The organism is Thermosyntropha tengcongensis, assembly GCF_055381335.1.
Window position 1 is genome coordinate 1807353 of sequence record NZ_AP042437.1, and the last position, 22223, is coordinate 1829575.

At 41.7% G+C, this 22223-nt stretch carries 25 protein-coding genes; 5 read left to right on the top strand and 20 right to left on the bottom strand.

Annotated features, from left to right (window positions below; translation table 11 throughout):
- Nucleotides 1-72: 72 nt before the first annotated feature.
- From ACZ42E_RS08725 to ACZ42E_RS08785, 13 genes are all read right to left on the bottom strand, one after another.
- Nucleotides 73-1572: a response regulator gene (locus tag ACZ42E_RS08725; protein ID WP_464891946.1), complete on the bottom strand. Its 1500-nt coding sequence runs from the start codon at nt 1570-1572 to the stop codon at nt 73-75.
- Between the two features lie 224 nt (nt 1573-1796).
- Nucleotides 1797-2045, bottom strand: a complete 249-nt coding sequence (locus tag ACZ42E_RS08730) for a DUF5320 domain-containing protein (protein WP_464891947.1) — start codon at nt 2043-2045, stop codon at nt 1797-1799.
- 73 nt (nt 2046-2118) lie between these two features.
- The gene (locus ACZ42E_RS08735; protein ID WP_464891948.1) at nt 2119-3084 is read right to left on the bottom strand and encodes a L,D-transpeptidase family protein; all 966 of its coding nucleotides are present in this window, start codon (nt 3082-3084) and stop codon (nt 2119-2121) included.
- 116 nt (nt 3085-3200) lie between these two features.
- On the bottom strand, nt 3201-4088 hold the full coding sequence (gene sdaAA, locus ACZ42E_RS08740) for an L-serine ammonia-lyase, iron-sulfur-dependent, subunit alpha (RefSeq protein WP_464891949.1): 888 nt from the start codon (nt 4086-4088) through the stop codon (nt 3201-3203).
- A gap of 21 nt (nt 4089-4109) precedes the next feature.
- Nucleotides 4110-4802 carry an L-serine ammonia-lyase, iron-sulfur-dependent subunit beta gene (gene sdaAB / locus ACZ42E_RS08745; RefSeq protein WP_464891950.1) on the bottom strand — a complete coding sequence of 231 codons (693 nt, stop codon included), beginning with the start codon at nt 4800-4802 and terminating at the stop codon, nt 4110-4112.
- Between the two features lie 54 nt (nt 4803-4856).
- A complete protein-coding gene (locus tag ACZ42E_RS08750; RefSeq protein WP_464891951.1) occupies nt 4857-5414 on the bottom strand; it encodes a nitroreductase family protein in 558 nt (185 codons plus the stop codon).
- 112 nt (nt 5415-5526) lie between these two features.
- Nucleotides 5527-6378 (bottom strand): metal ABC transporter permease, encoded by an 852-nt coding sequence (locus ACZ42E_RS08755; RefSeq protein WP_464891952.1) that lies wholly within the window; start codon nt 6376-6378, stop codon nt 5527-5529.
- Complete coding sequence (locus ACZ42E_RS08760; RefSeq protein WP_464891953.1) at nt 6375-7148, bottom strand: metal ABC transporter ATP-binding protein; 774 nt, start codon at nt 7146-7148, stop codon at nt 6375-6377. Before ACZ42E_RS08760 ends, ACZ42E_RS08755 begins: the two co-directional genes overlap by 4 nt.
- A gap of 10 nt (nt 7149-7158) precedes the next feature.
- Nucleotides 7159-8034 carry a metal ABC transporter solute-binding protein, Zn/Mn family gene (locus tag ACZ42E_RS08765; protein ID WP_464891954.1) on the bottom strand — a complete coding sequence of 292 codons (876 nt, stop codon included), beginning with the start codon at nt 8032-8034 and terminating at the stop codon, nt 7159-7161.
- On the bottom strand, nt 8019-8465 hold the full coding sequence (locus ACZ42E_RS08770) for a Fur family transcriptional regulator (RefSeq protein ID WP_464891955.1): 447 nt from the start codon (nt 8463-8465) through the stop codon (nt 8019-8021). Before ACZ42E_RS08770 ends, ACZ42E_RS08765 begins: the two co-directional genes overlap by 16 nt.
- 225 nt (nt 8466-8690) lie before the next feature.
- Nucleotides 8691-9734: a copper amine oxidase N-terminal domain-containing protein gene (locus tag ACZ42E_RS08775; RefSeq protein ID WP_464891956.1), complete on the bottom strand. Its 1044-nt coding sequence runs from the start codon at nt 9732-9734 to the stop codon at nt 8691-8693.
- A 392-nt stretch (nt 9735-10126) separates the two neighbouring features.
- The gene (locus ACZ42E_RS08780; RefSeq protein WP_464893518.1) at nt 10127-10771 is read right to left on the bottom strand and encodes an Rpn family recombination-promoting nuclease/putative transposase; all 645 of its coding nucleotides are present in this window, start codon (nt 10769-10771) and stop codon (nt 10127-10129) included.
- On the bottom strand, nt 10717-11058 hold the full coding sequence (locus ACZ42E_RS08785; RefSeq protein ID WP_464891957.1) for an Rpn family recombination-promoting nuclease/putative transposase: 342 nt from the start codon (nt 11056-11058) through the stop codon (nt 10717-10719). Before ACZ42E_RS08785 ends, ACZ42E_RS08780 begins: the two co-directional genes overlap by 55 nt.
- A 321-nt stretch (nt 11059-11379) precedes the next feature.
- Here ACZ42E_RS08785 and ACZ42E_RS08790 point away from each other — a divergent pair, with 321 nt between their 5' ends.
- Together ACZ42E_RS08790 and ACZ42E_RS08795 are read left to right on the top strand one after the other, a co-directional pair.
- On the top strand, nt 11380-12363 hold the full coding sequence (locus tag ACZ42E_RS08790; RefSeq protein ID WP_464891958.1) for a copper amine oxidase N-terminal domain-containing protein: 984 nt from the start codon (nt 11380-11382) through the stop codon (nt 12361-12363).
- Nucleotides 12364-12387: 24 nt separating this feature from the next.
- Nucleotides 12388-12855 (top strand): hypothetical protein, encoded by a 468-nt coding sequence (locus ACZ42E_RS08795; RefSeq protein ID WP_464891959.1) that lies wholly within the window; start codon nt 12388-12390, stop codon nt 12853-12855.
- A 40-nt stretch (nt 12856-12895) separates the two neighbouring features.
- Here ACZ42E_RS08795 and ACZ42E_RS08800 read toward each other — a convergent pair whose 3' ends face one another.
- From ACZ42E_RS08800 to ACZ42E_RS08815, 4 genes are all read right to left on the bottom strand, one after another.
- Nucleotides 12896-13363 (bottom strand): COG2426 family protein, encoded by a 468-nt coding sequence (locus ACZ42E_RS08800; protein WP_464891960.1) that lies wholly within the window; start codon nt 13361-13363, stop codon nt 12896-12898.
- A gap of 378 nt (nt 13364-13741) precedes the next feature.
- Nucleotides 13742-13873: a hypothetical protein gene (locus ACZ42E_RS08805; RefSeq protein WP_464891961.1), complete on the bottom strand. Its 132-nt coding sequence runs from the start codon at nt 13871-13873 to the stop codon at nt 13742-13744.
- Nucleotides 13839-14486 carry an alkaline phosphatase gene (locus tag ACZ42E_RS08810; protein ID WP_464891962.1) on the bottom strand — a complete coding sequence of 216 codons (648 nt, stop codon included), beginning with the start codon at nt 14484-14486 and terminating at the stop codon, nt 13839-13841. The genes ACZ42E_RS08805 and ACZ42E_RS08810 overlap by 35 nt, the downstream gene beginning before the upstream one ends.
- 120 nt (nt 14487-14606) lie before the next feature.
- Nucleotides 14607-15515: an AEC family transporter gene (locus ACZ42E_RS08815; protein WP_464891963.1), complete on the bottom strand. Its 909-nt coding sequence runs from the start codon at nt 15513-15515 to the stop codon at nt 14607-14609.
- Nucleotides 15516-15665: 150 nt separating this feature from the next.
- Here ACZ42E_RS08815 and ACZ42E_RS08820 point away from each other — a divergent pair, with 150 nt between their 5' ends.
- Both ACZ42E_RS08820 and ACZ42E_RS08825 read left to right on the top strand, forming a co-directional pair.
- Complete coding sequence (locus ACZ42E_RS08820; protein ID WP_464891964.1) at nt 15666-16094, top strand: hypothetical protein; 429 nt, start codon at nt 15666-15668, stop codon at nt 16092-16094.
- A 236-nt stretch (nt 16095-16330) separates the two neighbouring features.
- Entirely contained in the window at nt 16331-17839 is a 1509-nt protein-coding gene (locus tag ACZ42E_RS08825) for a methyl-accepting chemotaxis protein (RefSeq protein ID WP_464891965.1), read from the top strand.
- 26 nt (nt 17840-17865) lie between these two features.
- Here ACZ42E_RS08825 and ACZ42E_RS08830 read toward each other — a convergent pair whose 3' ends face one another.
- From ACZ42E_RS08830 to ACZ42E_RS08840, 3 genes are read right to left on the bottom strand one after another with little or no spacing between them, the layout of a single operon-like run.
- Nucleotides 17866-18669, bottom strand: a complete 804-nt coding sequence (locus ACZ42E_RS08830; protein ID WP_464891966.1) for an ABC transporter permease — start codon at nt 18667-18669, stop codon at nt 17866-17868.
- An 11-nt stretch (nt 18670-18680) separates the two neighbouring features.
- Nucleotides 18681-19331, bottom strand: a complete 651-nt coding sequence (locus ACZ42E_RS08835) for an ABC transporter ATP-binding protein (protein ID WP_464891967.1) — start codon at nt 19329-19331, stop codon at nt 18681-18683.
- A gap of 18 nt (nt 19332-19349) precedes the next feature.
- A complete protein-coding gene (locus ACZ42E_RS08840) occupies nt 19350-20906 on the bottom strand; it encodes a DEAD/DEAH box helicase (RefSeq protein ID WP_464891968.1) in 1557 nt (518 codons plus the stop codon).
- A gap of 200 nt (nt 20907-21106) precedes the next feature.
- On the opposite strand from ACZ42E_RS08840, the gene ACZ42E_RS08845 reads away from it, so the two are divergent.
- Entirely contained in the window at nt 21107-22222 is a 1116-nt protein-coding gene (locus ACZ42E_RS08845) for a VanW family protein (protein WP_464891969.1), read from the top strand.
- The last annotated feature ends 1 nt before the right edge of the window (nt 22223 follow it).

Sequence of the window (22223 nt, forward strand, 5' to 3'; positions counted from 1 at the left end):
CATTTTAGGCATAAAATCCTTTTAATAATAAAAAATATTTCGCGACATATTACATTAAACGACATTAAAATTCTATAACCTGTCACTCAGGCATACTTCTATAACTTTCTTAAGCTGCTCCTGGGTAAAAGGCTTGCTCAGATAATAATCACAGCCTGCCTCCAGGCATTTCTCCCCATCTCCCTCCATCGCATAGGCAGTCAAAGCAACAACCGGTATATCCCTTATCCCTTCCGTCTGCCTTATAATCCTAACTGTCTGGTATCCGTCCATAACGGGCATCTGCATGTCAAGCAGTATAACATCAGGCCTCTTTTCCTGTAAAATTTCCAGGCACCTCTTCCCATTTTCAGCATCTATCACTTCATAGCCCAGATTTTTAAGCATATAGCTGATTAATTTGCGGTTTACAGCTATATCTTCTACCAGTAAAACCTGCCTGGCGGAAGATAAATTATATAAAGATTTAGAGATATCATCCTTTTCCTGTTCCGTCATTCCTTTTCCCTCTTCAACTCTTTTTAAAGGCAAAGAAAAGCCAAAAATTGACCCTTTATCACCATTAGGCTTGTACCATATATTCCCTCCCATAAGTTCAACCATCTGTTTGGTAATAGCCAATCCCAATCCACTGCCCGTGCTTTCCCTTTCCGCAACTGCCAGACGCACAAAAGGCCGGAAAACAAGCTCCACATCATTTTCTTTAATCCCTCTTCCCGTATCATAAACCTTAAACCCGACTTTTCCTTCTTCTTCCAGGACAACTTCCAGCTTGACATAGCCCTCATCCGTATACTGTACCGCATTAAGCAAAAGATTGTTCAGTATCTGCCTTAGCCGCACTTCATCCCCTATTACCTCTTCCGGTATTCTTTCATCAATTAACAGGCAAAAAGCAAGCCCTTTTTCTTCTATCCTGGGCTGAAAAGCAAAAGCAGTCTTTTTTATCAACCTGAAAAGATTAAACCTTTCCTGCCTTATCGTTACCTGTCCCGCTTCAATCCTGGATAAATCAAGCACATCATTTACCAGACCCAGAAGCTGTTTAGCACAGTAATGTATAGTTTCTATGCTTTCTTTTTGGATTAATAATCCACTACGGTTTTCCATTATTTCACAAAATCCCAGAATACCTACCAGGGAGGTTCTTATCTCATGGCTTATATTAGCCAGAAACTCACTTTTAATCCGGTTAACCTCTTCCGCCTTCTTCTTCTGGCTAATAACATCTGTAATATCCACACCGTAAAAAACAAAGCACTTTTCTCCTGTATAATCAATAAACTCTTTCTTATATATCTTAAAATTTCTTACCCCTTTTTCATCCATCTTCACTTCTATGATTTTTGACTTATCTTCTATATCAAAAGAGGCTATCTCTTTTCTTAATCCATCTAAATGCCATAAATTTCTGACTTCCTGGCTCCCTATCAGCATATTAAAAGCTTCATCTGTTATCAGGAAAAAAATATCCAAATCCTCAAGTCTTTCTATATTATTATTATAAATATTAAAACCTGTTCTTTCCCTCAAAGCACCTACCGTCCTACGGTATAAAAGATTTGAATCCAAAACTGCACCTCCCGGTTTTAAAAATAATGGGCACTTTTTGTTAATTATCTGTTACCTTAAGAACATAAAAATAATAAAATTTGTAATATTTATATAAATTATACCTATTCAGCCCATCTTTTCCCTGTCGAAATAATAAACCTGAAAAATATTTTTATTAAAATAAAAAAAGACGGCTCTTGTATGGCAAGCCGTCTTTACAGTACAAAAGGGGGAATTATATTTTATTCTTTTTCTTCCCGGGAAAGTTCTTCGTTTACTGCCTTCAACTCTTCTTCCAGATATTTTTTATATCCTTTAAGATCAAATGCATACCCGGCAGGTCCCCAACCAAAACTTCTGCTCCATCCAAAACCTCTGCCTCTTCTCCTGCCATAGCCAAAACCGTACCTTAATCCTCTGCCACAAAATCCCAAACCTCTTCCGCTTCCTGGTCCATATCCTAAAGGACCGGTTCCGTCAAAACCCGGCATAATCTACACCTCCTTTTTTGGGCATATGTCTATTTTTATTTTAGGAGGTATATGAACATATGTCAATAATTTTTTAAGGGATCAAGCCTAAAACACGATAAAACTCTTCATCTACTTCTCCGGTTGGCTCAAGGCCGTGGGTTATCTGGAAATATTTTACTGCAAGTTCAGTCATATTTCCATATCTGCCATCAGCCCGGTCAAATACATAGCCTAAATCTTTCAACCTGGCCTGCACATAAACTACCTGCTGCCCACTGCTCCCTTTTTTCAGGGGTTTGGGGACCACCTTTTCCGGATACATTTTGCCGTTTTTGACTATCCGCACCGTAGTCCCCCAGGGTATCATGGGATAAAGCTTCTCTACATCCCGGTTAAACATCCTTATACAGCCGTGTGAGGCATACGTGCCTATGGAACCCGGCTTATTTGTGCCATGTATGCCATAAATTCCCCAGGGGACATTAAGCCCCATCCATCTGGTGCCAAATCCGTTTCCCCAGTTTAACGACTTATGCACTATACGCCATTCCCCAATCGGGGAAGGAGTGGAACTTTTGCCTACTGCCACCGGATAGCTTACTACTTCTTTTCCGTTTTCGTAAACTGTCAGCCTGCGGGTGGCAGTATCAATAACAATAATTACCCGGCCTTTAAGCTGTCCGCTGTTTTCCGTAAAACAGTCTTCCCCTTTCTCTTCTTCCATCAATTTAAGCCATACCTGGCGGTTAACCACCCCGCTATCCTTCATTCCATTGGCCAGCTGAAAAAGCCTTACCAGCTTTTCCGTATCTTCATCATATATTCCATTGGGTACCACATCATAACCTAATTCTTTTAACCTGGCCTGCAAAAGCCAAACCGCTTCCCCTTTAACATGAGGTTCACTTAGATAAAGGGCCGGAAAATCAGTGCGGTTTATAATAACAACATTATCCTTGTTAGCCGGCGAGGCTGGTTTATAGGCAGCATCTGTCCGTACGGGAATAATAATAAAAAACAAAGATAATACTAAAATCCTAAAAATATTTTTGGCCATAAAAACCCCCTTATTTTTTAAAGCAATTTGTTTTCGCTATATTTTATCCCTTCCTGGCTAACCTTATAATAAGAAAAACCTGGCACAAGCCAGGTTTTCCAGGTTTTTCTTGCAAATTAAAGATTATTGTCCTGTTCCAGTATGCGTTTGGCAAAAGCTAAAGCCGTAGGAGTTGCTGCACATCCCCCGCGTGCCGTTTCCCTTAAATCGGGTGACATTTGCCTGCCTACACGATACATAGCTTCTACCACTTCATCAAATGGTATAAAACTTTTTATGCCTGCCAGAGCCATGTCAGCTGCAGTAAGCGCCATGGCAGCTGCCAGAGCGTTCCGTTTAGAACAGGGCACTTCGACTAACCCGGCCACCGGGTCACACACCAGCCCTAAAAGTCCTTTCAAAGCAATAGAAGCTGCATCAAAACACATCTCATTGCTGCCGCCGCTCATAAAAACCGCTGCCGCAGCAGCCATGGCAGCAGCTGCTCCCACTTCTGCCTGACATCCCCCTTCCGCCCCGGAAAGGGTAGCATTAACAGCTATAATCTTGCCTACTGCCGCTGCTACCAGAAGCCCATTTATAGCATCCTCGACTTTAAGGCCTCTTGCTTCTTTTATAGAAATAATGACTCCCGGCACCACTCCACTTGACCCCGCTGTAGGAGCGGCCACTATTTTCCCCATGGCCGCGTTAACTTCGCTAACCGCCAGGGCATAACTGGCAGCTTTAAGTACTTTATCCCCGCTCAAGCTGTCTTCTTTCGCATAAAGGCTTAGCTTACAGGCATTGCCTCCTATTAATCCCCCTACCGATTTAATATCAGGAGCCAATCCTTTTCTTACCGCTTCTTCCATTACCTTAAAATTTCTTTCCGTCAAACCCCATATCTCTTCCAGTGTCCTTCCGGTTTCTTCCGCTTCCGAACGCATGACAACTTCCGGCAAGCTCAATTTATGCTCCCGGCACAAATTTAAAACTTCCCATGCATGATTAAAATGATACATAACTATTTACTCCTCCATAATTTATATGCCATTTACATCTATAAACATAATCTGCTTTATAGTCGGGATAGTCTTTATTTCCTCCAAAATCTCCGGAGTTAACGGATTATCAGTTTCTATTACCATAGAAGCCAAACCTCCACGGGCTTTGCGGAAAACTTTTAAAAAAGCGATATTTATGTCATACCTGGCCAGTATAGAGGAAACTTTGGCTACCGTCCCCGGCTTGTCCAGATGCTTATTTATAATGGTAGGATACTCCGCTGTAAACTCCATTTCCATACCGTCAATATTGGTTATCAGGATCTTGCCTCCCCCGATAGAAGAACCTGTAAGTTCATGCTGTTCTCCCGTGTCATCCCGCATAACTATCTTTACCGTATTGGGATGTACATCTCCCAGATCCACCTGGTGAAAAGTAAATCTTATCCCCTGGTCTCTGGCTATCTTATAGGAATCCCTGATCCTTTCATCACAGGGGCTCATGCCTAAAATACCGCCTAAAAGGGCTTTGGCAGTCCCGTGTCCCTTATAAGTCTGAGCAAAAGAACCGTGCAGATAAAAATCTACTTCCACGATTTTCCCTTTACACACCCTGCGAGCTACACTGCCAATTTTGGCAGCCCCTGCGGTATGGGAACTGGAAGGCCCCACCATAACCGGTCCTATTATATCAAATATGCTGACTGACGTAACAATCACTCCCTGACGCAAATTCCCTTCCCCACCCATTTTTTAAAAAAGCAGAGCATGAGGCTCTGCCGTATACTATAAGTCTATTTTATTGCCATATCTATTTAAATGCACAAACTCCCTTAACTCCTTGCGAGGAGGCGCTTTTCCCTCTTTAGCTGGATATCCCAGAGGAATTACCTCCACACTCTTTACATCCGGAGGCAACCCTAAAAGTTCATCCAGAGCCTTATGGTCAAGGCTTCCTACATGCACAGTTCCCAATCCCAGATCATGAGCAGCCAGACAAAGATTTTGACAGGCTATCCCCAGGTCAAACATATACCAGTCGCCTTTATCAGTTCTGGCCACCCCGTCTTTAAAGCCAGCCAAACCGGTTCGTCCACACACCACCAGCACTACCGGTGCTTCCTTTACCCCATTGGTGGCAGGATTATTGGGGGAAAGGAGAGAAGCTATTTTTTCTTTCGTTTCATCATCCCTCACCACAACAACTTCCCAGCACTGGGTGTTAGCCCAGGAAGGAGCCCATCTTACCGCTTCCAGCACCTTATATAAAACCTCATCGGATACCGGTTTATCTGTAAAACGGCGTATGCTCCGCCTGGTAAGTATGCATTCCAGGGTTTCCATCCTTATCCCTCCCATTCCGTATAACCTTCAGATGCCAGCTACCTGTACATTATATATTCATTATATTTTCAATTATAACACAAGCCTTATTTTCTTCCTAAATAATAAATAATTAGCCTTTTTCATAAAAATTATTTTTTTCCAGTACTATATCTATCTTTTTATTCCTAAGCGAGTTCACGGCCAGAGAAACCAAAAACCCTCCTGCTGCCAGAAGCACTATGGTAGCTCCGGAAGCCAGGTTAAACTGAAAAGAAAGCCAAAGCCCTCCTCCTGTAAAAACAATTCCCAGCCAAATCGAGGTTATCATCATATGCAAAAGGCTTCCCGTATACTGACGGGCAATCGTAGGAGGAATGGTGAGCAGTGCTATTACCAGGATTACCCCTACCGCCCTTATCATAACCACTACCGTCATGGCTATCAAAAACAGCATAATAAGATAAAACTTTTCAGTATTAACCCCTATAGTCCGGGCAAACTCTTCATCAAAGGCTACCGCCCTGAATTCATCAAAATAGAAGTATACGGTTATAAGTATTATTATATCCAGAATCCCTGTAAATATCAGATCTTCCCGGGGAACCGTCAATATATTGCCGAAAAGGTAGCTCATAAGGTCGGCTGCATAACCGGGAGACATCTGTATCAGGATAATCCCTATCGCCATACCAGCTGCCCACATTATCCCTATCAGGGTGTCTTCATGCTGCCTGGCCCGGTAATTTATAACCCCCATTCCCCAGGCTGACAAAGCCGTAAAAGCAAAAGCCCCCCAGATAGGATTTATTCCCAAAAAATAGCCAAGGCCTATACCGCCATATGCAATGTGAGCAATACTGCCGCTTATAAAAACTATACGCTTTATTACTACATAAGTCCCCACAATGCCACAGGCTATGCTTACCAGAACCCCGGCCAATAAAGCCTGCTGAACAAAATCATACTGCAGAAAATCCATCATATATCACCTGCCACCCCATCATGCGGCATCAGCACACGGTGCGGCATACCGTGGGCAATCAAATCAATAGGGCAGTGATACACTTTTTCGATAAGCTCCGGGGTAAGTATTTTATCTTCACTATAATACAAAGTCCGGTTCAAACAGGCCAGAGTCTTCACATACCTGGATACAGCCGTTATATCATGGGAAACCAGTATAATGGTAATATCCCGGTTTAAATCACGCAAAAGCTCATAAAAACCTGCAGCAAAGCTTTGGTCAGCACTGGCAGTCGGTTCATCCAGAAGAAGGATCTCCGGTTCTACCGCCAGAGCCCTGGCTACCAGAACCCGCTGCCTTTCGCCTCCTGAAAGTTCTCCTATCTGCCTTTTTCGGCAATCATACATTTCTACCTTTTCCAGCATAGCATAAGCAATCCTGTAATCGTCACCTGAAAACCTTCTTCCCCTTTTATGCATTAAACGCCCGGATAAAACCACCTCTTCCACCGTAATGGGAAAATCATAATCAAAATAGGCATATTGGGGGACATAGCCAACATATCCCGGTTTTACACGGTTTTCTCCCTTAATCCTTATGGTCCCCCTTTGCGGTCTTATAAGCCCGGCTATCACTTTGAGCAGGGTAGTTTTGCCGCCCCCATTGGGGCCAATAATCCCCAGAAAATCTTTTTCCATTACTTTAAGATTTATGTCCTCCAGGACACTGCGCCCATTTATCTTTACCCACAAGCCCTGCAGTTCTATTATGTTCATTTCCTTCCCCATTTTAAACCCCTCATCTTTCATTCTCCGCATTTCGCATGCTGTCTGCTATTAAACGGGCTGTTTCATAAAGCTGTCCATAATCTTCCATCAAGGGGTCAATCACCCTCACTTCCCCTCCCAGCTCTCTAGCTATCGTCTGGACACTTTTTATATTATGCTGCGGAGTGGCAAAAACCGTTTTTATTCCATTCTTTTTGGCTATATCAATAATACGGGCCATATCTTTAGCCGCTGGTTCTTTGCCGTGTTCTTCAATAGCCAGTTCCGTAAGCCCGTAATCCCTGGCCAGATAAGTCCAGGCCGGATGATAGGTAAGAAACACCTTGTTTTTCACATCCGCAAATAAGTCAGCTATATCTTTATCCATTTTTTCCAGTTCATTTTTTAAAGCAGAATAATTTTCTTCATAATAGGCCTCATTTTCCTTATCAATCCCTTTTAAAGCCTCCAGGATATTATATGCCTGTATAACAGCCAAACGGGGGGAAAGCCAGATATGAGGGTTGTCATCTATGATTTTTATGCCTCTGGAAGTATCAACTATCAGCAAATCCTTATTTACTCCCTTTATCCTTTCTGCCCACGCCTTTTCCAGAGGCAGCTTTCCAACCATGAAATATACATCCGCTTCGTTCAAATCCTTAAGTTTATCAGGAGGCAGTTCATAATTCTCCGGGCTTGCCCCTTTAGGTATCAAAACCTCAACCTCTACCAGTTCTCCCCCTATCTTCCTTACCAGGTCAGCCTGCGGCAAAATGCTTACAAAAACTTTTATCCCCCCCTCTTCTGGCACTTTGCTTTCTTCTTTCCTGATACAGCCAGCAAGCTGCAGAACAAAAACCAGAAGTATAAAAATACTGAGCTTGGCCTTTAATCTTTTTGACATCCTGTATTCCCCCTGTCAATTTTCAGCCTGCAATCGCCGCAATAGCCAGTTATCTCAAAGTAGTGGCCTTTTATCTCAAAGCCGTACCTGCCTGCAATATCATTTATTTCTCCCTTTAAAGGGCAAAAAGGAAGGTTTATAATCCTGCCGCAGACAAGGCAGGTCATGTGATGCTCATGCCTTCTGGCCAGCTGGTATAAAGCCGCTTCTCCGCCTCCATGAAATTTGTTAACCAGGTTAATCCCTACCAGTAAATTAAGGTTTCTATAAACAGTAGCCAGCGAAACCCCCGGCCTTTCTTTTCTTATCTCCCTTGCTATATCTTCTGCCGTCATAGGCATGTCCTTATCTTCCATAACCTTTAAAATAAGCCTGCGCTGCGGAGTAAGCTTATACCCATTACTTGATATTTTTTCCAAAAAAACAGACAAAATACATCACCCCTAAATGATAATAATTATTATTTAGATTATAATACCTTCCTGAGGAAAATATTACAACCATAAAAATAAGGGAGCGTCTGCCCCCTTTTCAAGCTGCCCGGAAAGCCATCGCAGAAACCTTTTCAAAACAGGAATTAAATTAAGTCGTATACCTGAGATAATCCAATGCCGCCCAGCTATTCCCCCTTTATTTTTCTCTTCTCTATGAGGCTTTTATTTGCCTGTTACGAAGGAGAAAAACTCGTGCTTGCCCGTATTTATGTCGTAAATAGACCTCCATTCATCATTCCAGGGCGGGGTTTCTGGAACTATGTCGAATATCATTAATGCCTCTCCCTTCGACTTCTCCGGTGGTATGTTGAAGGTGTATTTCTTGCCGGGAATCATATATTCATGCCACTCCAATAAAGAAGTAGAATGCATTATTGTAGGCTTCGTGTTGTAATAAAGAGTTATGCTCCACTTAAATCCCTTCGGCAGTATGGGGGCAATAAACGAAAACTCACCCGTCTGGCGGTTGTTCACTATGGTGTCTACCAGAGCCTTGTGGGCCATGTACGCTTCCTGCCTGTCTTTTATAGCATTTTTGGGGCTTACGCTCTTGAATTCAGGTATCACTGGTGCATTCGGATCTGCTTTTGGCTCTATCAGCTCTAACACTTTACTCATGTCAGGCTTTGCACTTTCCTCAGGATATGCTATAACCAGCTTTTTTGCTTCGTCCCACTCAACCTTAAATCCCAATCCTTCGGCTGCATACCTGGCTGGAAGCATGGTGCGGCCCGGAGGGACTATCGCTGGTGCTGCATCTATTCCCTGTGCTTTGCCGTTTATTACCACTTCTTTCCTGCCTATGAAAAGCTCCAGCACCCTTCCCCCTTTAAGGGTTGCCTTCCTTGACGCATTGTCCCATACTATGCTCTCATCATTTACTCCCAGTGCGTTGGCAAGATACCTCACAGGCACAAAGGTTCTTCCAGGCGGCATTATTTGTGCGTAAGTGTCCATCTTCACTTTCTTTGTTGCCCCGGTATTCAGATCCTGCTCATAATAGTTGAAATCACCTATCTTGAATACCACCAGCTTGTTGGGTACGGCTACAGCCTCGTCAGCAGCTGCCATGCGGCCGGGTACTAAAAACATAAAGCTTGTTATCATTACCAAAGCTATCGCTTTCTTCAAGGTTTTAAACATAAAATCATCCTCCTTTTTTAGAAAGTTTTTTGAAACGTTTTTAAAAAGCGTTTTAAAAAGCAAGGATTTTTAAATAAAGCTTTAAAAGCGCTTACCCCGCCCTTAAAAAGCCCGCTTATTCCAATAGGGCAAAATCTATCAAGGCAAGGTCTGGTGGCTCTTCTCAAAGGTTAAAAGGCAATTTTTAAAGGTCTCCAAATAAGCCGGAATTTTCAGCTTGCTAAATCCAGGGCAAGGATTTAGCTTCAGGAAAATATTTCTTTAAAACAAAAGAAATTCCTTTTTTGGATGAGCCTTAATTTTACAGGCCTTGATTTTAAGTAAAAGACATTCTGAAGGTAAAGCCCCTTATTCAGGAGCCATTAAAAATCAAAATAAAAAAGCAGGAAACAAATCCCCGCTCTTTTTCATTTGTTTTTCAAATTTGCCATCTCTTTAAATCTGTCACTTTCTTTTTAATTAAGCCCTTTCTTCAACTCCTCTATCCTCTCAACAGAAAGACCGGTAAGTTCAGCTATGGTCTCTATGGGTAATCCTTTCTTTAACGCGTTTATAGCTGTTTTCTCTATGCCTTTCTCTATACCTTTTTCTATACCTTTCTCCATGCCTTCCTTTATAAGCTGCTCAGCTATCGTCATTATCTCACCCCTCCTCTCCGGGATCAGCTCTTCCACATAGTCAAACAGCACTTCTTTTTCCAGCTTCTCCGCTGTCTTTATTATATACAAAATTACGCTCTTTAATAAATAGCCGTACTCTCCTCCTATCTCCCTTACCTCTTTTAAGGTCTCCCTCAACAAAATCTTTACCTCTTCTTCCCCTTTTACCCTTTTTAAAAACAGGCTCCTCAAGAACACCCTTATGACAGCGTCCCCCGCTTTTTCCACTGCCTCTTTTTCCCCCAGCTCATATAATATATGCCTGAAGCGGGGAAGGTATTCTTCTAGCTCCCCTTTTTCCCTTTCCCCTTCTATAAGCTCTGTGAATTCGCAAGAGGACCTCCACTTCTCTTCCCCGTGGTAGAAGACTACCGGGATTATGGGGGTCAGTTTTTCTTTTTCTCTTTGTTTATCTCCCTTTCCCAGATGTTTACCATGTATTTTAAGAGCTGGAAGGGGGTCAGTTCATACAGGTAGCTTTTGTGTTCTATCAGGAAGTATATGTATATATCCCTCCCGCTCTTTAGCCTGCCTTTGAAAAGGAGGTCGGAATAGGCTTCTTTCAGTTCCTGGCTTATGAAGCTTTCTTTCTGGAAGGTAAGGGTTTTCAGGTCAGCTATGTTTTTTATTCCCTCGGGAAGGATTTCATTAAGGAATTTTTCCGCTATCCCGGGGTTTTCCAGGTATTCTTTGAAGTATCTGTCGTGGAGGTTTGCTATGTCGCTCATTAAGGCTTTCTCCTTTTTTGTTTAGATTATATGGAATTAAATGGCTTTAGACAAGGAGTTTTATGTTTAATCCTCAAACATCTGTTCTTTCTCAATTGGATTTTAAATGTAATTTAAATTTTTAATAAAAATTAAATTTTAAAACCTAAAATCATTTTTTGTTCTTAGAAAATTAAGTTTTAAAATCTATTTTTTAATTTTCAGGATAAAGATTTAAAGAGTTTTTTTGTTATTTTTTATTCCTTACGAAAGGATTTTCTTTTTTTATGAGGAATTTTTTCTCTGGCTGCTTTAATATTTTTTAGGAAAGGATGGTTTTTTATGGCTTTTTCTCCTTTTTCGTTTTTTAGAAGGTTTTTGTTTTCTTTAGCTGTTTTTTCTCTGGTTTTTTCTCCTCCTGCTACAGCTGGTTATGAGTATATAGGGGATGGTTTTTCCCGGGATGAGGTTTTATATGCTGGGTATAATAAGGTGATTGTTTTCAGGATGGGGGATTTCAATTATTATGTGAAGGATGTGGACAGTGGGTATATTGAAGCGACAAGGATGGACGCAGCTCCCAAGGTAGTAAGCAATAGAACTTTTGTTCCTGTCAGATTTTTAGCCAATGCTCTTGGAGTAGACAACGACAATATCAACTGGAACGCGCAACAGCAAACCGCAACCCTCAAGGGCAAAAATACCCTCAAACTCAAAATCGGCAGTAAGACAATGCAGGTAACCAAACCAGACTCCCAGCAGGAAGGTTTAACTATGGATGTAGCACCCTTCATCGAAAAGCCAGGTCGCACTATGCTACCTGCAAGATATGTAGCAGAAGGTCTTGGGTTCAAGGTTGACTGGGACAGCAATCACAAACTTGTCATCGCATACCCTGAAGGAATGGAAAAACCCGACATCAACGACATCATCGACCTAATCAACAAAAAGAACAACCCCGCTCCCTCAACCCTCACCCCCCAGGAGATAGCATATGTGAAAAGTGAAATAGCCAGGCTGAAACGGGTAGCACCGGCGAATGAGTATGTTCAGTTTACTCCTGACCCTTCAGTATTCAGCGATGAACGCTACAATGAGGTCGCTCAATATATCAAAAAAGAATACCCTTATGTTAAGTTTGATAGGAGTTTATTAGGCACTATTCCTTTTCCTACAGGAAGACAGGAAGTATTATATGGCATCGACACAAGAAACAATCATGTGGTCGCATTAGATGTTTACCTAACATCTAGTGACCGTGGATATGTAATGAAGGCTCAGCTCGCAGGTGATTTAACAGAGACAGCAAATTTCATGCAAGAGTAATAAATTAGACAGGAGGTAGTTCAGTTGAGAAGGTTTAGAAACAGTCAAAAATTTATCTATTTTGTAATTTTATTTGCATTTGTATTTTCGTTATTTCCAGTTTATAAAGTTGAAGCATCAGAAGCATCAGGTTTTTCCAAGTTGGCAACAGAGATTGTGAAATTAAATGGAGGAAAGTATTTGTATTACTACACAACTGACACCAGAGTATGGGAGAAAATAGTCCCCCCATCAAAATTAAACGAATACGAATCAAAATTCACAGGACAAGACCCCTGCACTTCCCAACTAGACCATATCAAATGGACATGGAAATCAACCTACAACAGAGAAGTAAGACCATCAAATGCCGATATAAGCACACCAATATCATCATACACTGGAGGAGGTTTAACATACAGAACATCAACTTTAATTTTCTATGTAATATATAAGGACAAAGATGGCAAAGAACGCATGGTATATCAAACTTATGAATTCGCAAAATTATGATAACATAAATATTAAAAAAGTTTAAAAAGGCATCTCCCCCTTAAACTTCTCCGGTTATCAATATAAGCGATGAGTGGGTAAGAAGGAGTATTATAAGGCTGGCCAAAATATTCCCCAGCAAAACAGCCAGAAAAGTTGACTTAAACCTTATATCCAGCAATACTGCCAGCAAAGTCCCCGTCCAGGCACCGGTTCCCGGCAAAGGTATGCCTACAAATAAAATTAAACCCCAGAAGCCATATTTTTGAACTCTGGCACTTTTGCGCAAAGTGCGATTTACCAGGCTGTTTATACGGCTGGTGAACAGATTGCGGCTGAGCAGGAAATTAAAAACCGGTCTTGCCGCAAAAAAAACCAGCGGACAAATCAGGGTACTGCCAGCAATACTCAAAAAAGCCGCTTCCCAGTAACTTAATCCCAAAGCTACGCCCAGAGGTATAGCACCCCTCAGTTCAAGAACCGGCAGCATGGAAGAAAAAAAGACTCCCAGCATCATCTTTGCATTCATAAAAAATCCTCCGGATTTACCTGCTGCAAATAAGCTTTTTAGCTTGCGCTATATTTTATTTTATAACACCCATACCACATTTAACAAACTGCCTGCTTAAAAAACTTTTTATGACCAAGAAACCCTTTAATTTTATAAATATTTCCCCTTTTTCATTCCTTACTCTTCAGGCTTTAGCTTATTTTCCCCAACACTATCTTTAATTGTTTCAAGAAACTTGGCTTTTTTAAAAGACCTGCCTCACCATCCGCGCATCAAGATCAAGAATGAGATAATGATTCCTGCATTGTCTAACCCTGCAAGATATTTAAATAACCGCTCTCCCTTGCCAGAAAATTTTAAAAGCGGGCAAAAACCCGGCTTTTGCAACCAGTAAGCTCATTCAAAATCAGTAATTTGTAAAAATCTCCCCTGCCTGGGAAGGTAAACATCACTCCTCTTTTCACTATATACAATAAGCCCCGGCAATCTATATTTAATCCCATCCATAAGCATTAAATCCGTCCCCAAAAAGAATCCCCCCTTTTCCCCTGGGCAAGAGATATTTTTTGCCTCCACCAAAAGCCACATTCAAGTGCTGATAAACCTGCTGTTTTCCTATTTCTTCATAATTGCCCTGGCTGTGCCAGTGAGCGGAAAAACCCGCAGGAGTAGCATGCTGCAGGTTGGAAGTCGCGATAGTCCCCGTAGCTTTTCCCTGCGATTTCGCCCCTTCCAGAATAGTCGCCAGAGGCCTGAACGGCTCAGAAGCGTCAAAATCGCACGCTCCCGGAACAATAACTTTTTCTGCGGCTATGCCCACAAATTTATCGTTTGATTTATAGCCGGTCGCGAAAGCAGTAGCAGCCGGAGCTGAATCAGTAATCAAAGACTCTGCGGAATAAATCCCTATAGCTCCACTTGCTATCTCATCAAGCGCCAGCGAAGCACCACCTTTATACCAGCGTGCCAGAGCAGTATGAGTTGAGCCCATGCCGTCCCCTACCAGGACAATCACATTCTTGGCCTTGCCATAAAGCTTGTAATCAGCAGCCTTCCGGGGCAGACAAAAACTTAAGATAAAAAAGCATACCAAAATAAGAGCCAGCCCTTTTTCCAGATAACCCCTCCTAAGATTTGACATCTGTCACCCTTCCATACCTTAACTTTTATATAAAACAAATACTAAATGGTTAAATGTTAAGTCATGGTAAAAAATTCCTGGAATTTCGTAAAAAATAACGTTAATTTTTTATAAAAACTTTTATCCCAGGATTGCAAGCCACAACATAAAGGTAAAGAAAGACAAAACCGTGCTTATTATTATAGCCCCACTGGCCAAATTCTCATCTCCATCCATGCCTGCTGCCACAATATAAGTAACTACAGCCGTCGGACAGGCCATAAATATAAGTAAAACTTTATCTGCCAGAAGCAATGCTCCCCTGCTTAAAACACAGTACGCAAAAACTAAAAAAGGCATAGCCATAAGCTTTATAATGCTGTTAATAACCAGAATCCCCCTGCTTGCCAGGAGGCGCCTGAAATCAATAGTGGCACCTATGGCTACCAGCGACAGGGGCATGGTTACCCCACTCATTATATCCAGACTGTTCTTTATAAAAACAGGTACCTTTAAATGCAGAAAAGAAAAAATTATTCCCAAAACCGCGCTGATGATAAGGGGGTTTAAGAGAATCTCCCGCACCAAAAGCCGGCCATCAGCCTTTCTCCCATTCATTATAAAAACACTAAGGATATTCACTAAAGGAGTATAAAAAGCCATATAGATGCTGGCCAGGGCTAAAGCAGTATCCCCCCAGGCATAATAGCAAACAGGAAGGCCTATGTAAGCCACATTTCCCCGAAAGCCTGTCATCACAAAAGTCGCTTTTTCCGGCCGTCTTAATTTCAGCAAGAAACCGGTAAAATAGGACAGCATGATGGTTACAGCAACCACAATATACATAAGGACAATATTTTTCAGATTAAAAACCTCTGAGAAAGAGGACGCGGATATCTTGTAAAAAAGCAAAACCGGCAGAAAAAAATAAAATATAACCCGGTTGGAAGCCTCTATAAAATCCTCATCAACGAGCTTTATGTTTTTCAAAAACCATCCTGAAAACAGGACTATAAATATCGGTAAAACAGTAGACAGAATACTGTACATTTTTTCTTTTTATTCCCCTATCCCTGTTGATTTGCTACATTAATCAATTATATTCATTTTTAGATTTTTTGAACAGGCAATAAATTTAACAGGCACCAAAAATATTATCTGTGCATAAAAAAGTATAAAAAGCACAAAGGGTGAAAAATCTTGTTCAGGATTTATTCGACTGGCCCGGTAGAAAATGCCGCCGGCAACGCGGCTACCAGTGTATGGATTAAGGTATTAAACATAAGTTCCAAATACAAAGTAGATGTGGAAGTGAAACTTTTCAGGCTCAACGGAAAAAAAACCGAAATCGACAGCGCCTCTTTTACTGTCCCTCCATCTGCTTCTGATTTTGCTGTTTTTGATATAACCAGTATAGTAGAATATGAAGTGCAGATACAGGTAAAAAACCCCCAGCGCGCACTGGTAAGCGTCTGGAGCAAAGATGCCAATGCTGATTTAGTAGCCTCCCAGCGTTTTGTGCAAAAAGAACTTAACATCATATATGAGGGGAGCAAAATGAAAATAAGCTCAAGCTCTCAAAAACGCAAACTAGCAAGAAGATTAAATACCCCGGGGAACATCCAGTAAAATCTGGCTTATTAGGCTTAAATGCTGAAAACCAAAATATACAGATAAAAATCGGTTAATTTTATGAAGACATGACACAGTTTATTTTTCAAAAATTGCGTATATTTTGATAGGCAAAATTACTTTTGCCTATTTTTATATTTTTTTATAATTTTTCATTATATATACCAATAAATTTTTAAAATATGCTATACTTTTTTAATAAAACGTAAAAAATCCCCGGGAGGTTTTCAAAAATGGAAAATCAAATCCTGAAACAAAATATGATCCAGAACCACTATCGCGCCCTGAAAATCGTCATTCTGACCGGTTTATTGACTTCACTGGGAACTATAGGTGTCTATCTGGCCGATAAAGCAAGTTCTACTATAACTCCCCGCATCATGGTTTTTTACGTTCTCAATTATGTCATACTCACCTCCCTTACCTTTTTAATCCTTAAAAGATATGCCACCGCCAGCTGGAGCAGCTGGCTGGTAATAATAGTGCAGTTCGTCCTCCTGTTTACATGCCGCATATTGTCTCCTGTCTATGAAACGGTTAACCTTATGTATATCGTGCTTATTTTTTCACTGCTGTATTTTGACGCCCGCATCTCTATCTTTGCAGGTGCGCTCATCATTATAAGCGACATGCTGCTCATGAATGCCATGCCCCATCTGCGGCCAGCTCCGAATGTACTGGCTATACGCTATACCTCTTTTATTATTGCCACCGCGGCCTCTGTTTTAGGGGGAAAAGCCACCCAAAACCTCCTTATCCTGGCCTGTGACCGGGAAGAAAAAGTTTGCAGCTACAACAACTTGCTAAAACAGGAAGCGGAAAATATAAATATGAGCTCCCAAAAACTGGCTGACAATTCAAATACTTTGTTTAAGGCTGCCAAACTGAGCCAGGAATCTTTCCGCCAGATAAACCGGGGAGTAGAAGATATCGCTTCCACCAGTTCTGAACAGGCAGTACAGATTGAAAAAACTTCCCGGACTATCAGCCAGATGGTAAAAGCCATGCAGGATATAGGAAGAGAAATTGAACGCATAAGCGAGCTTTCGCATGATTTCGTAGAAATTGTAAACGCCGGGCGCAATACTATCGAAAATCAATCCCAAACCCTTGCAAAGACTGCCGAAATAAGCAGGGAAACTACTTCAGCGGTACAAGCCCTGAACAAACAGTCAGAAGAAATCGGCAAAATTGTGCTTACCATATCAAACATCGCTGACCAAACCAGCCTTTTGGCCCTTAATGCAGCTATAGAAGCGGCCAGAGCGGGAGAAGCCGGAAGAGGTTTCGCGGTAGTGGCAGAAGAAGTGCGCAAACTGGCTGATGAAGCATCTGCCGCTGCTGGCAACATCCAGGAAATAATACGGGAAGTGCAGTTAAATACTGCTCATACCGCAGCTAAAATTGAAGAATCCAATCAGGCACTTTCCGAACAGATAGAGGCGGTAAATGAAGGGCACAAGCTCTTCAACCAGATAGACAAACATTCTTCCATAATAGATAATGCTGTGCATAACATTTCTGCCACTGTCGAAGAACTTATCGCCTCCAGTGATGAAATAGACCAGAGCATCCAGCATATATCAACCGGAGCCCAGCAGCTGGCAGCAGCCGTCCAGGAAGTTACAGCGGTAACCAATGAGCAGCTGAGGGTAGTAGAAGAAATATTTAATGCCGTGCAGAATATAAACCAGATGGCAGAAAAATTAAGAGGAGACGCGGAAAAATTAAAGAATCTATAAAAAGCTAGGAAGGGGAATATCCCTTCCTAGTTTTTATATACCTTTTCATGTAAAGCCATATCTTCATTAAATATACTGCGGTAAGAAAGCCCCACAATTATAAGACAGCCTATAGCTACTGCAGCTGCAATCATCACCATGACTACAAACTGATACCTTACTGCTACCGAAGGATCCATACCCGCCAGTATCTGGCCGGTCATCATGCCCGGCAAGCTCACCAGCCCTACCACCATAAGCGAATTTATGGTAGGGGTCATGCCAGCTGCCACCGCTTCTTTAACATAATCCCGCACAGCTTCAAAAGGGGTAGCCCCCAGAGCTAAAAGCTGTTCCACCTCATCAAGGTGGCCGTAAATTTCCCCATACATGCGGTCAAGAGACAGGGCAATCCCATTCATGGAGTTGCCCAGGATCATGCCAAACATAGGTATTATAACCTGCGGGGTATACCAGGGATCAGGGGATATTATAAGCACAACCACTATTAGCCCCACCAGGAAAGTGCTGGCTGTTAAAGCCAGAAAAGACATAAAGTCAGGCTTGACCACCGGTTTTTTTATCCTCCTGCTCGCTTCCCTGCTGGCTATATAACACATTAAAAGTATAATAAGCAAAATAACCGCCAGATTATTAAGTTTAAAAACAAAGCTTAGAACATAGCCAATAAGGGTAAGCTGGACAAAAGCCCTGATAGTTCCCCAAACAAGCGGTCTGACAAGCCCCAGCCGCAGCAGTGCAGATATTATTCCGGTTATCAAGACCAGAAATATGCTTAAAAAAAGGTGCCAGTAGGAAATTTCAATATAGCTGTAAGCAGCATTCCCCATCCTTCTCCCCCCTAACCTCCTATATCTATAAAGCTCGTATTTTTAAGTTCATCTATATCGCTTTCCTGATGGGATACCAGCACTATACCTCTTCCCGCTTCTTCTTTTATCCACTGGTTTAAAAAATGCAAAACCCTGATGCGGTTATCATTATCCAGATAAGCAGTAGGTTCATCCAGCAAAATTATCGAAGGTTCAACAAGAAGAGCCCTTATAAGAGATATACGGGCTGCTTCCCCTCCAGACAGGGTTTTAGCCTCCTGATCCAAAATCTCCTCCGGCAGGGCAAAATCCTTGAGGTACTTTCTGGCTTTTGGTTCATCAAACTTTTTGTCTTTTGACATTATATTAAGCATAAAAGGCTTTTCTAAATTTTCCCTGACTGTTCCTCTAAATACCACCGGCCTCTGGGGAACATACTGAATATTGACCCTCCATTCATACGGGCTGTATACACGCCAGTTTTTGTCCCGGTATATAATTTCTCCCTCTTCCGCCTTAACCAGCCGGGCCATAACCTTAAGCAAAGTAGACTTGCCGCTTCCGGAAGGCCCTTTAACTACCAGAATATGCCCTGCCTTTAATTCCCCACTTACTTTAACTGCCCTTTCCCGGCTGCCTAAACAGTAAGTAAGCTCTGTAAAGCAGAAAAATCTCTCCATCGCTCTTTCCCCCTTCATCTAGTGCTCTGCCCATCTGGCTATCCTTTTTCTTTCTTTCTTAAAATGGAAACTGTCTATTGCCCTATATACGGCATCTACATAATCAAGAGGCACTTCCACATAAGATTCTTCTTCCCCAAGTTCAATCTCGCCAATCTGGGATAAGGACAGGCCTGCGTTATCTGTCAGGAATTGATTGATAAACCTCACATCTATCCCGTGCTTTCTTCCCCAGGGAATTTCAACATTTACCATTTCTTCAGGTTCAGATTCCTGCCCTTCAGTTTCACCATAATATTCTTTCCATATTATATCAAGAAGCGTTTTTACCAGCTCTTCAGGGCTATTATTTTTCATAAGCTTAAAAGCCAGTTCCTCACACCAGGGTGATGTTTTCCCCCTCATCCTGGCTTTTATCATTTCTTCCATCTGTAAAATCTGTTTTTCTCTTAACGCTTCATTTAAAGGCAAAAAGTCTTTTTCTATCTTTCTTCCTATATACCTTTCAATAGATTTTAGCCACCTCATCTGCTCCGGCTCTACCAAAGTTATGGCCGTCCCCCTTCTTCCTGCCCTGCCGGTTCTGCCAATACGGTGCACATAAATTTCGGGATCTTCCGGTATGTCATAATTTATCACATGGGATACATGTTTTATATCAAGACCGCGCGCTGCCAGGTCTGTTGCCGTAAGCAGCCTTATGCTGCGCCTGCGGAAAGCATTCATTACATAATCCCTTTCCCGCTGTGACATATCTCCATGCAGGCAGTTGGCAGTATAACCTTTTTTCTGTAAAACACAGGCTAATTCAGAAGCACCTCTTTTGGTGCGGCAAAAAATAAGAGCAGATGAAACAGGCAGGCTTTCCAAAAGGCAGCATAAAAACTCCGCTTTAAGCCCTGGTTTTACTACATAATACTTCTGTTCAATTACCGGTACTGTACGTTCCGGGGAAGGGATAACAATAAGCCTGGGATTGCGCATATATTTAGTTGCCAGCCTTCTTACCTTTTCATCCAGGGTAGCTGAAAAAAGAAAAGTCTGCCTTGCCCTTGGACAAAAGCTTATAATCTTTTCAATATCAGGCAAAAATCCCATATCCAACATCTCATCCGCTTCATCCAGCACCAAAAATTTAACTTCTCTAAGCGAAATAGTCTTCCTCTGCAAATGGTCAAGAAGCCTGCCGGGAGTTCCCACCACGATTTCCGGCTTCTGCTTAAGAGCGTGAATTTGTCTTTCCATTGATTGCCCGCCATATACAGCCAAAACATTAATATCAAGCCGGCTTCCTAAAAATGATATTTCCTTCATTACCTGAACAGCCAGTTCCCGCGTGGGGCATAAAATAAGCCCCTGCAGGCCCTGTCCTTTTTCAACCCTGTTAAGTATGGGAAGCCCAAACGCAGCCGTTTTGCCGGTTCCCGTCTGCGCCTGTCCCATTATGTCTTCCCCCAGCAGAGCCCAGGGTATAGCCTCCATCTGTATGGGAGTAGGATGCACAAAACCCTTAGCCTCTATCATAGCAAGCAGTTCTTTTTTTAAACCCATATCGCTAAAACTTTTGATTTCCAAAAAACTTTTCCTCCTTTGGGGTATCTTAAAGCTTCATATCTTTATAACTATATCATACTTATCTTTTCTCAGCCAGTAATTCCAGTATCCCTGGGTATAAAACATTTGCTAAAGGCAAATAATTTATTGTGAGCCTATTATTATGGAATATTTATCCATAAATGTCATAGCTATTTTATAAAAAAATGTGGAGGGATTTGATGAAGAAAAGGACCTATTTATATTCCTTATCTATTATCCTCATAACCTGCCTTATATCAGGCACCATTCTTTTTTACCCAGCTCCTTTTTGGGCTATGGAAGGGGACCAGATAGCAAATGATAATTACATAACAGAAAATCTCTCTCCTGAAGAAAATAATAAAACGGGGGAAACGGAAATAGTCAACAATACAGATACATCGGCAGAAGATATTTTTCAATATAAAATAAACACCTTTTTGGATGGAAAACCTGTGACTACCAGGTATCCTCTGTTTATAAACCAGGAAAGCCGCATCATGATATCAGCTGATGATGCCGCCTGTATATTCAACCTGGTACTGGATAAAACAGATAACAATCAAATATGGCTTACAAATGCAAATACCAGTATTTCTCTTAGAGCCTATGACATATATGCCATAAAAAATGATGAAATAATAGAGCTTTACGCCGCCCCCGTCATAATCAACGATATCTTTTTTATTCCTCTGCGCTTTATAGCTGAGATAGGTGGTTATTCCTTAAATTATAATATCGAAAAAAAGACTCTCTATCTTATGAGTGCAAATTTCAGCAGCAGCCAGGAAGCAAATATTCCAAAAAATCTTCCCCTCTGGGGTACATTTAAAGAAGTTCCTGACTTATATCAGCTTTATCCTGAACATAAGATTATAGGGGGATACTACACTACACTGCTCAATAATTCAGCAAACCGCACCAACAATGTAAAATTAGCCTGTCAAAAAATAAATGGCAAGGTTTTATATCCAAATCAAACCTTTTCTTTTAATCAAACCGTAGGAAAACGGACAAAAGAAGCAGGATTCCTGGAGGCTCCTGTATTTGCCGGCAAAAAAGTAGTGCCTGGAATAGGGGGAGGAGTTTGTCAGGTATCAAGCACCCTTTACAATGCCGTCCTGGCCTGCAATCTCAAAGTGGTGGAAAGGCATCCCCACAGCATGAAAGTAGCCTATGTCCCGGACAAAAGAGATGCCACTGTTTCCTTCGGCATCCAGGACTTTAAATTTCGCAATACTCTGAACCGCCCCATACAAATCCTGGTTCAGGTAATAGATAAATATGTAATAACCGCCATAGCAGAATACGAATAAA

Excerpts from the sequence above, each read along its gene's own strand:
- sdaAA (WP_464891949.1), bottom strand. The coding sequence starts at position 4,088 with ATGTATCATTTTAATCATGCATGGGAAGTTTTAAATTTGTGCCGGGAG.
- ACZ42E_RS08750 (WP_464891951.1), bottom strand. The coding sequence starts at position 5,414 with ATGGAAACCCTGGAATGCATACTTACCAGGCGGAGCATACGCCGTTTT.
- ACZ42E_RS08735 (WP_464891948.1), bottom strand. The coding sequence starts at position 3,084 with ATGGCCAAAAATATTTTTAGGATTTTAGTATTATCTTTGTTTTTTATT.
- ACZ42E_RS08765 (WP_464891954.1), bottom strand. The coding sequence starts at position 8,034 with ATGTCAAAAAGATTAAAGGCCAAGCTCAGTATTTTTATACTTCTGGTT.
- ACZ42E_RS08815 (WP_464891963.1), bottom strand. The coding sequence starts at position 15,515 with ATGTACAGTATTCTGTCTACTGTTTTACCGATATTTATAGTCCTGTTT.
- ACZ42E_RS08825 (WP_464891965.1), top strand. The coding sequence starts at position 16,331 with ATGGAAAATCAAATCCTGAAACAAAATATGATCCAGAACCACTATCGC.
- ACZ42E_RS08790 (WP_464891958.1), top strand. The coding sequence starts at position 11,380 with ATGGCTTTTTCTCCTTTTTCGTTTTTTAGAAGGTTTTTGTTTTCTTTA.
- ACZ42E_RS08755 (WP_464891952.1), bottom strand. The coding sequence starts at position 6,378 with ATGATGGATTTTCTGCAGTATGATTTTGTTCAGCAGGCTTTATTGGCC.
- ACZ42E_RS08760 (WP_464891953.1), bottom strand. The coding sequence starts at position 7,148 with ATGGGGAAGGAAATGAACATAATAGAACTGCAGGGCTTGTGGGTAAAG.
- ACZ42E_RS08830 (WP_464891966.1), bottom strand. The coding sequence starts at position 18,669 with ATGGGGAATGCTGCTTACAGCTATATTGAAATTTCCTACTGGCACCTT.
- ACZ42E_RS08835 (WP_464891967.1), bottom strand. The coding sequence starts at position 19,331 with ATGGAGAGATTTTTCTGCTTTACAGAGCTTACTTACTGTTTAGGCAGC.
- ACZ42E_RS08810 (WP_464891962.1), bottom strand. The coding sequence starts at position 14,486 with ATGTCAAATCTTAGGAGGGGTTATCTGGAAAAAGGGCTGGCTCTTATT.
- ACZ42E_RS08730 (WP_464891947.1), bottom strand. The coding sequence starts at position 2,045 with ATGCCGGGTTTTGACGGAACCGGTCCTTTAGGATATGGACCAGGAAGC.
- ACZ42E_RS08845 (WP_464891969.1), top strand. The coding sequence starts at position 21,107 with ATGAAGAAAAGGACCTATTTATATTCCTTATCTATTATCCTCATAACC.
- ACZ42E_RS08800 (WP_464891960.1), bottom strand. The coding sequence starts at position 13,363 with ATGAATGCAAAGATGATGCTGGGAGTCTTTTTTTCTTCCATGCTGCCG.
- ACZ42E_RS08785 (WP_464891957.1), bottom strand. The coding sequence starts at position 11,058 with ATGAGCGACATAGCAAACCTCCACGACAGATACTTCAAAGAATACCTG.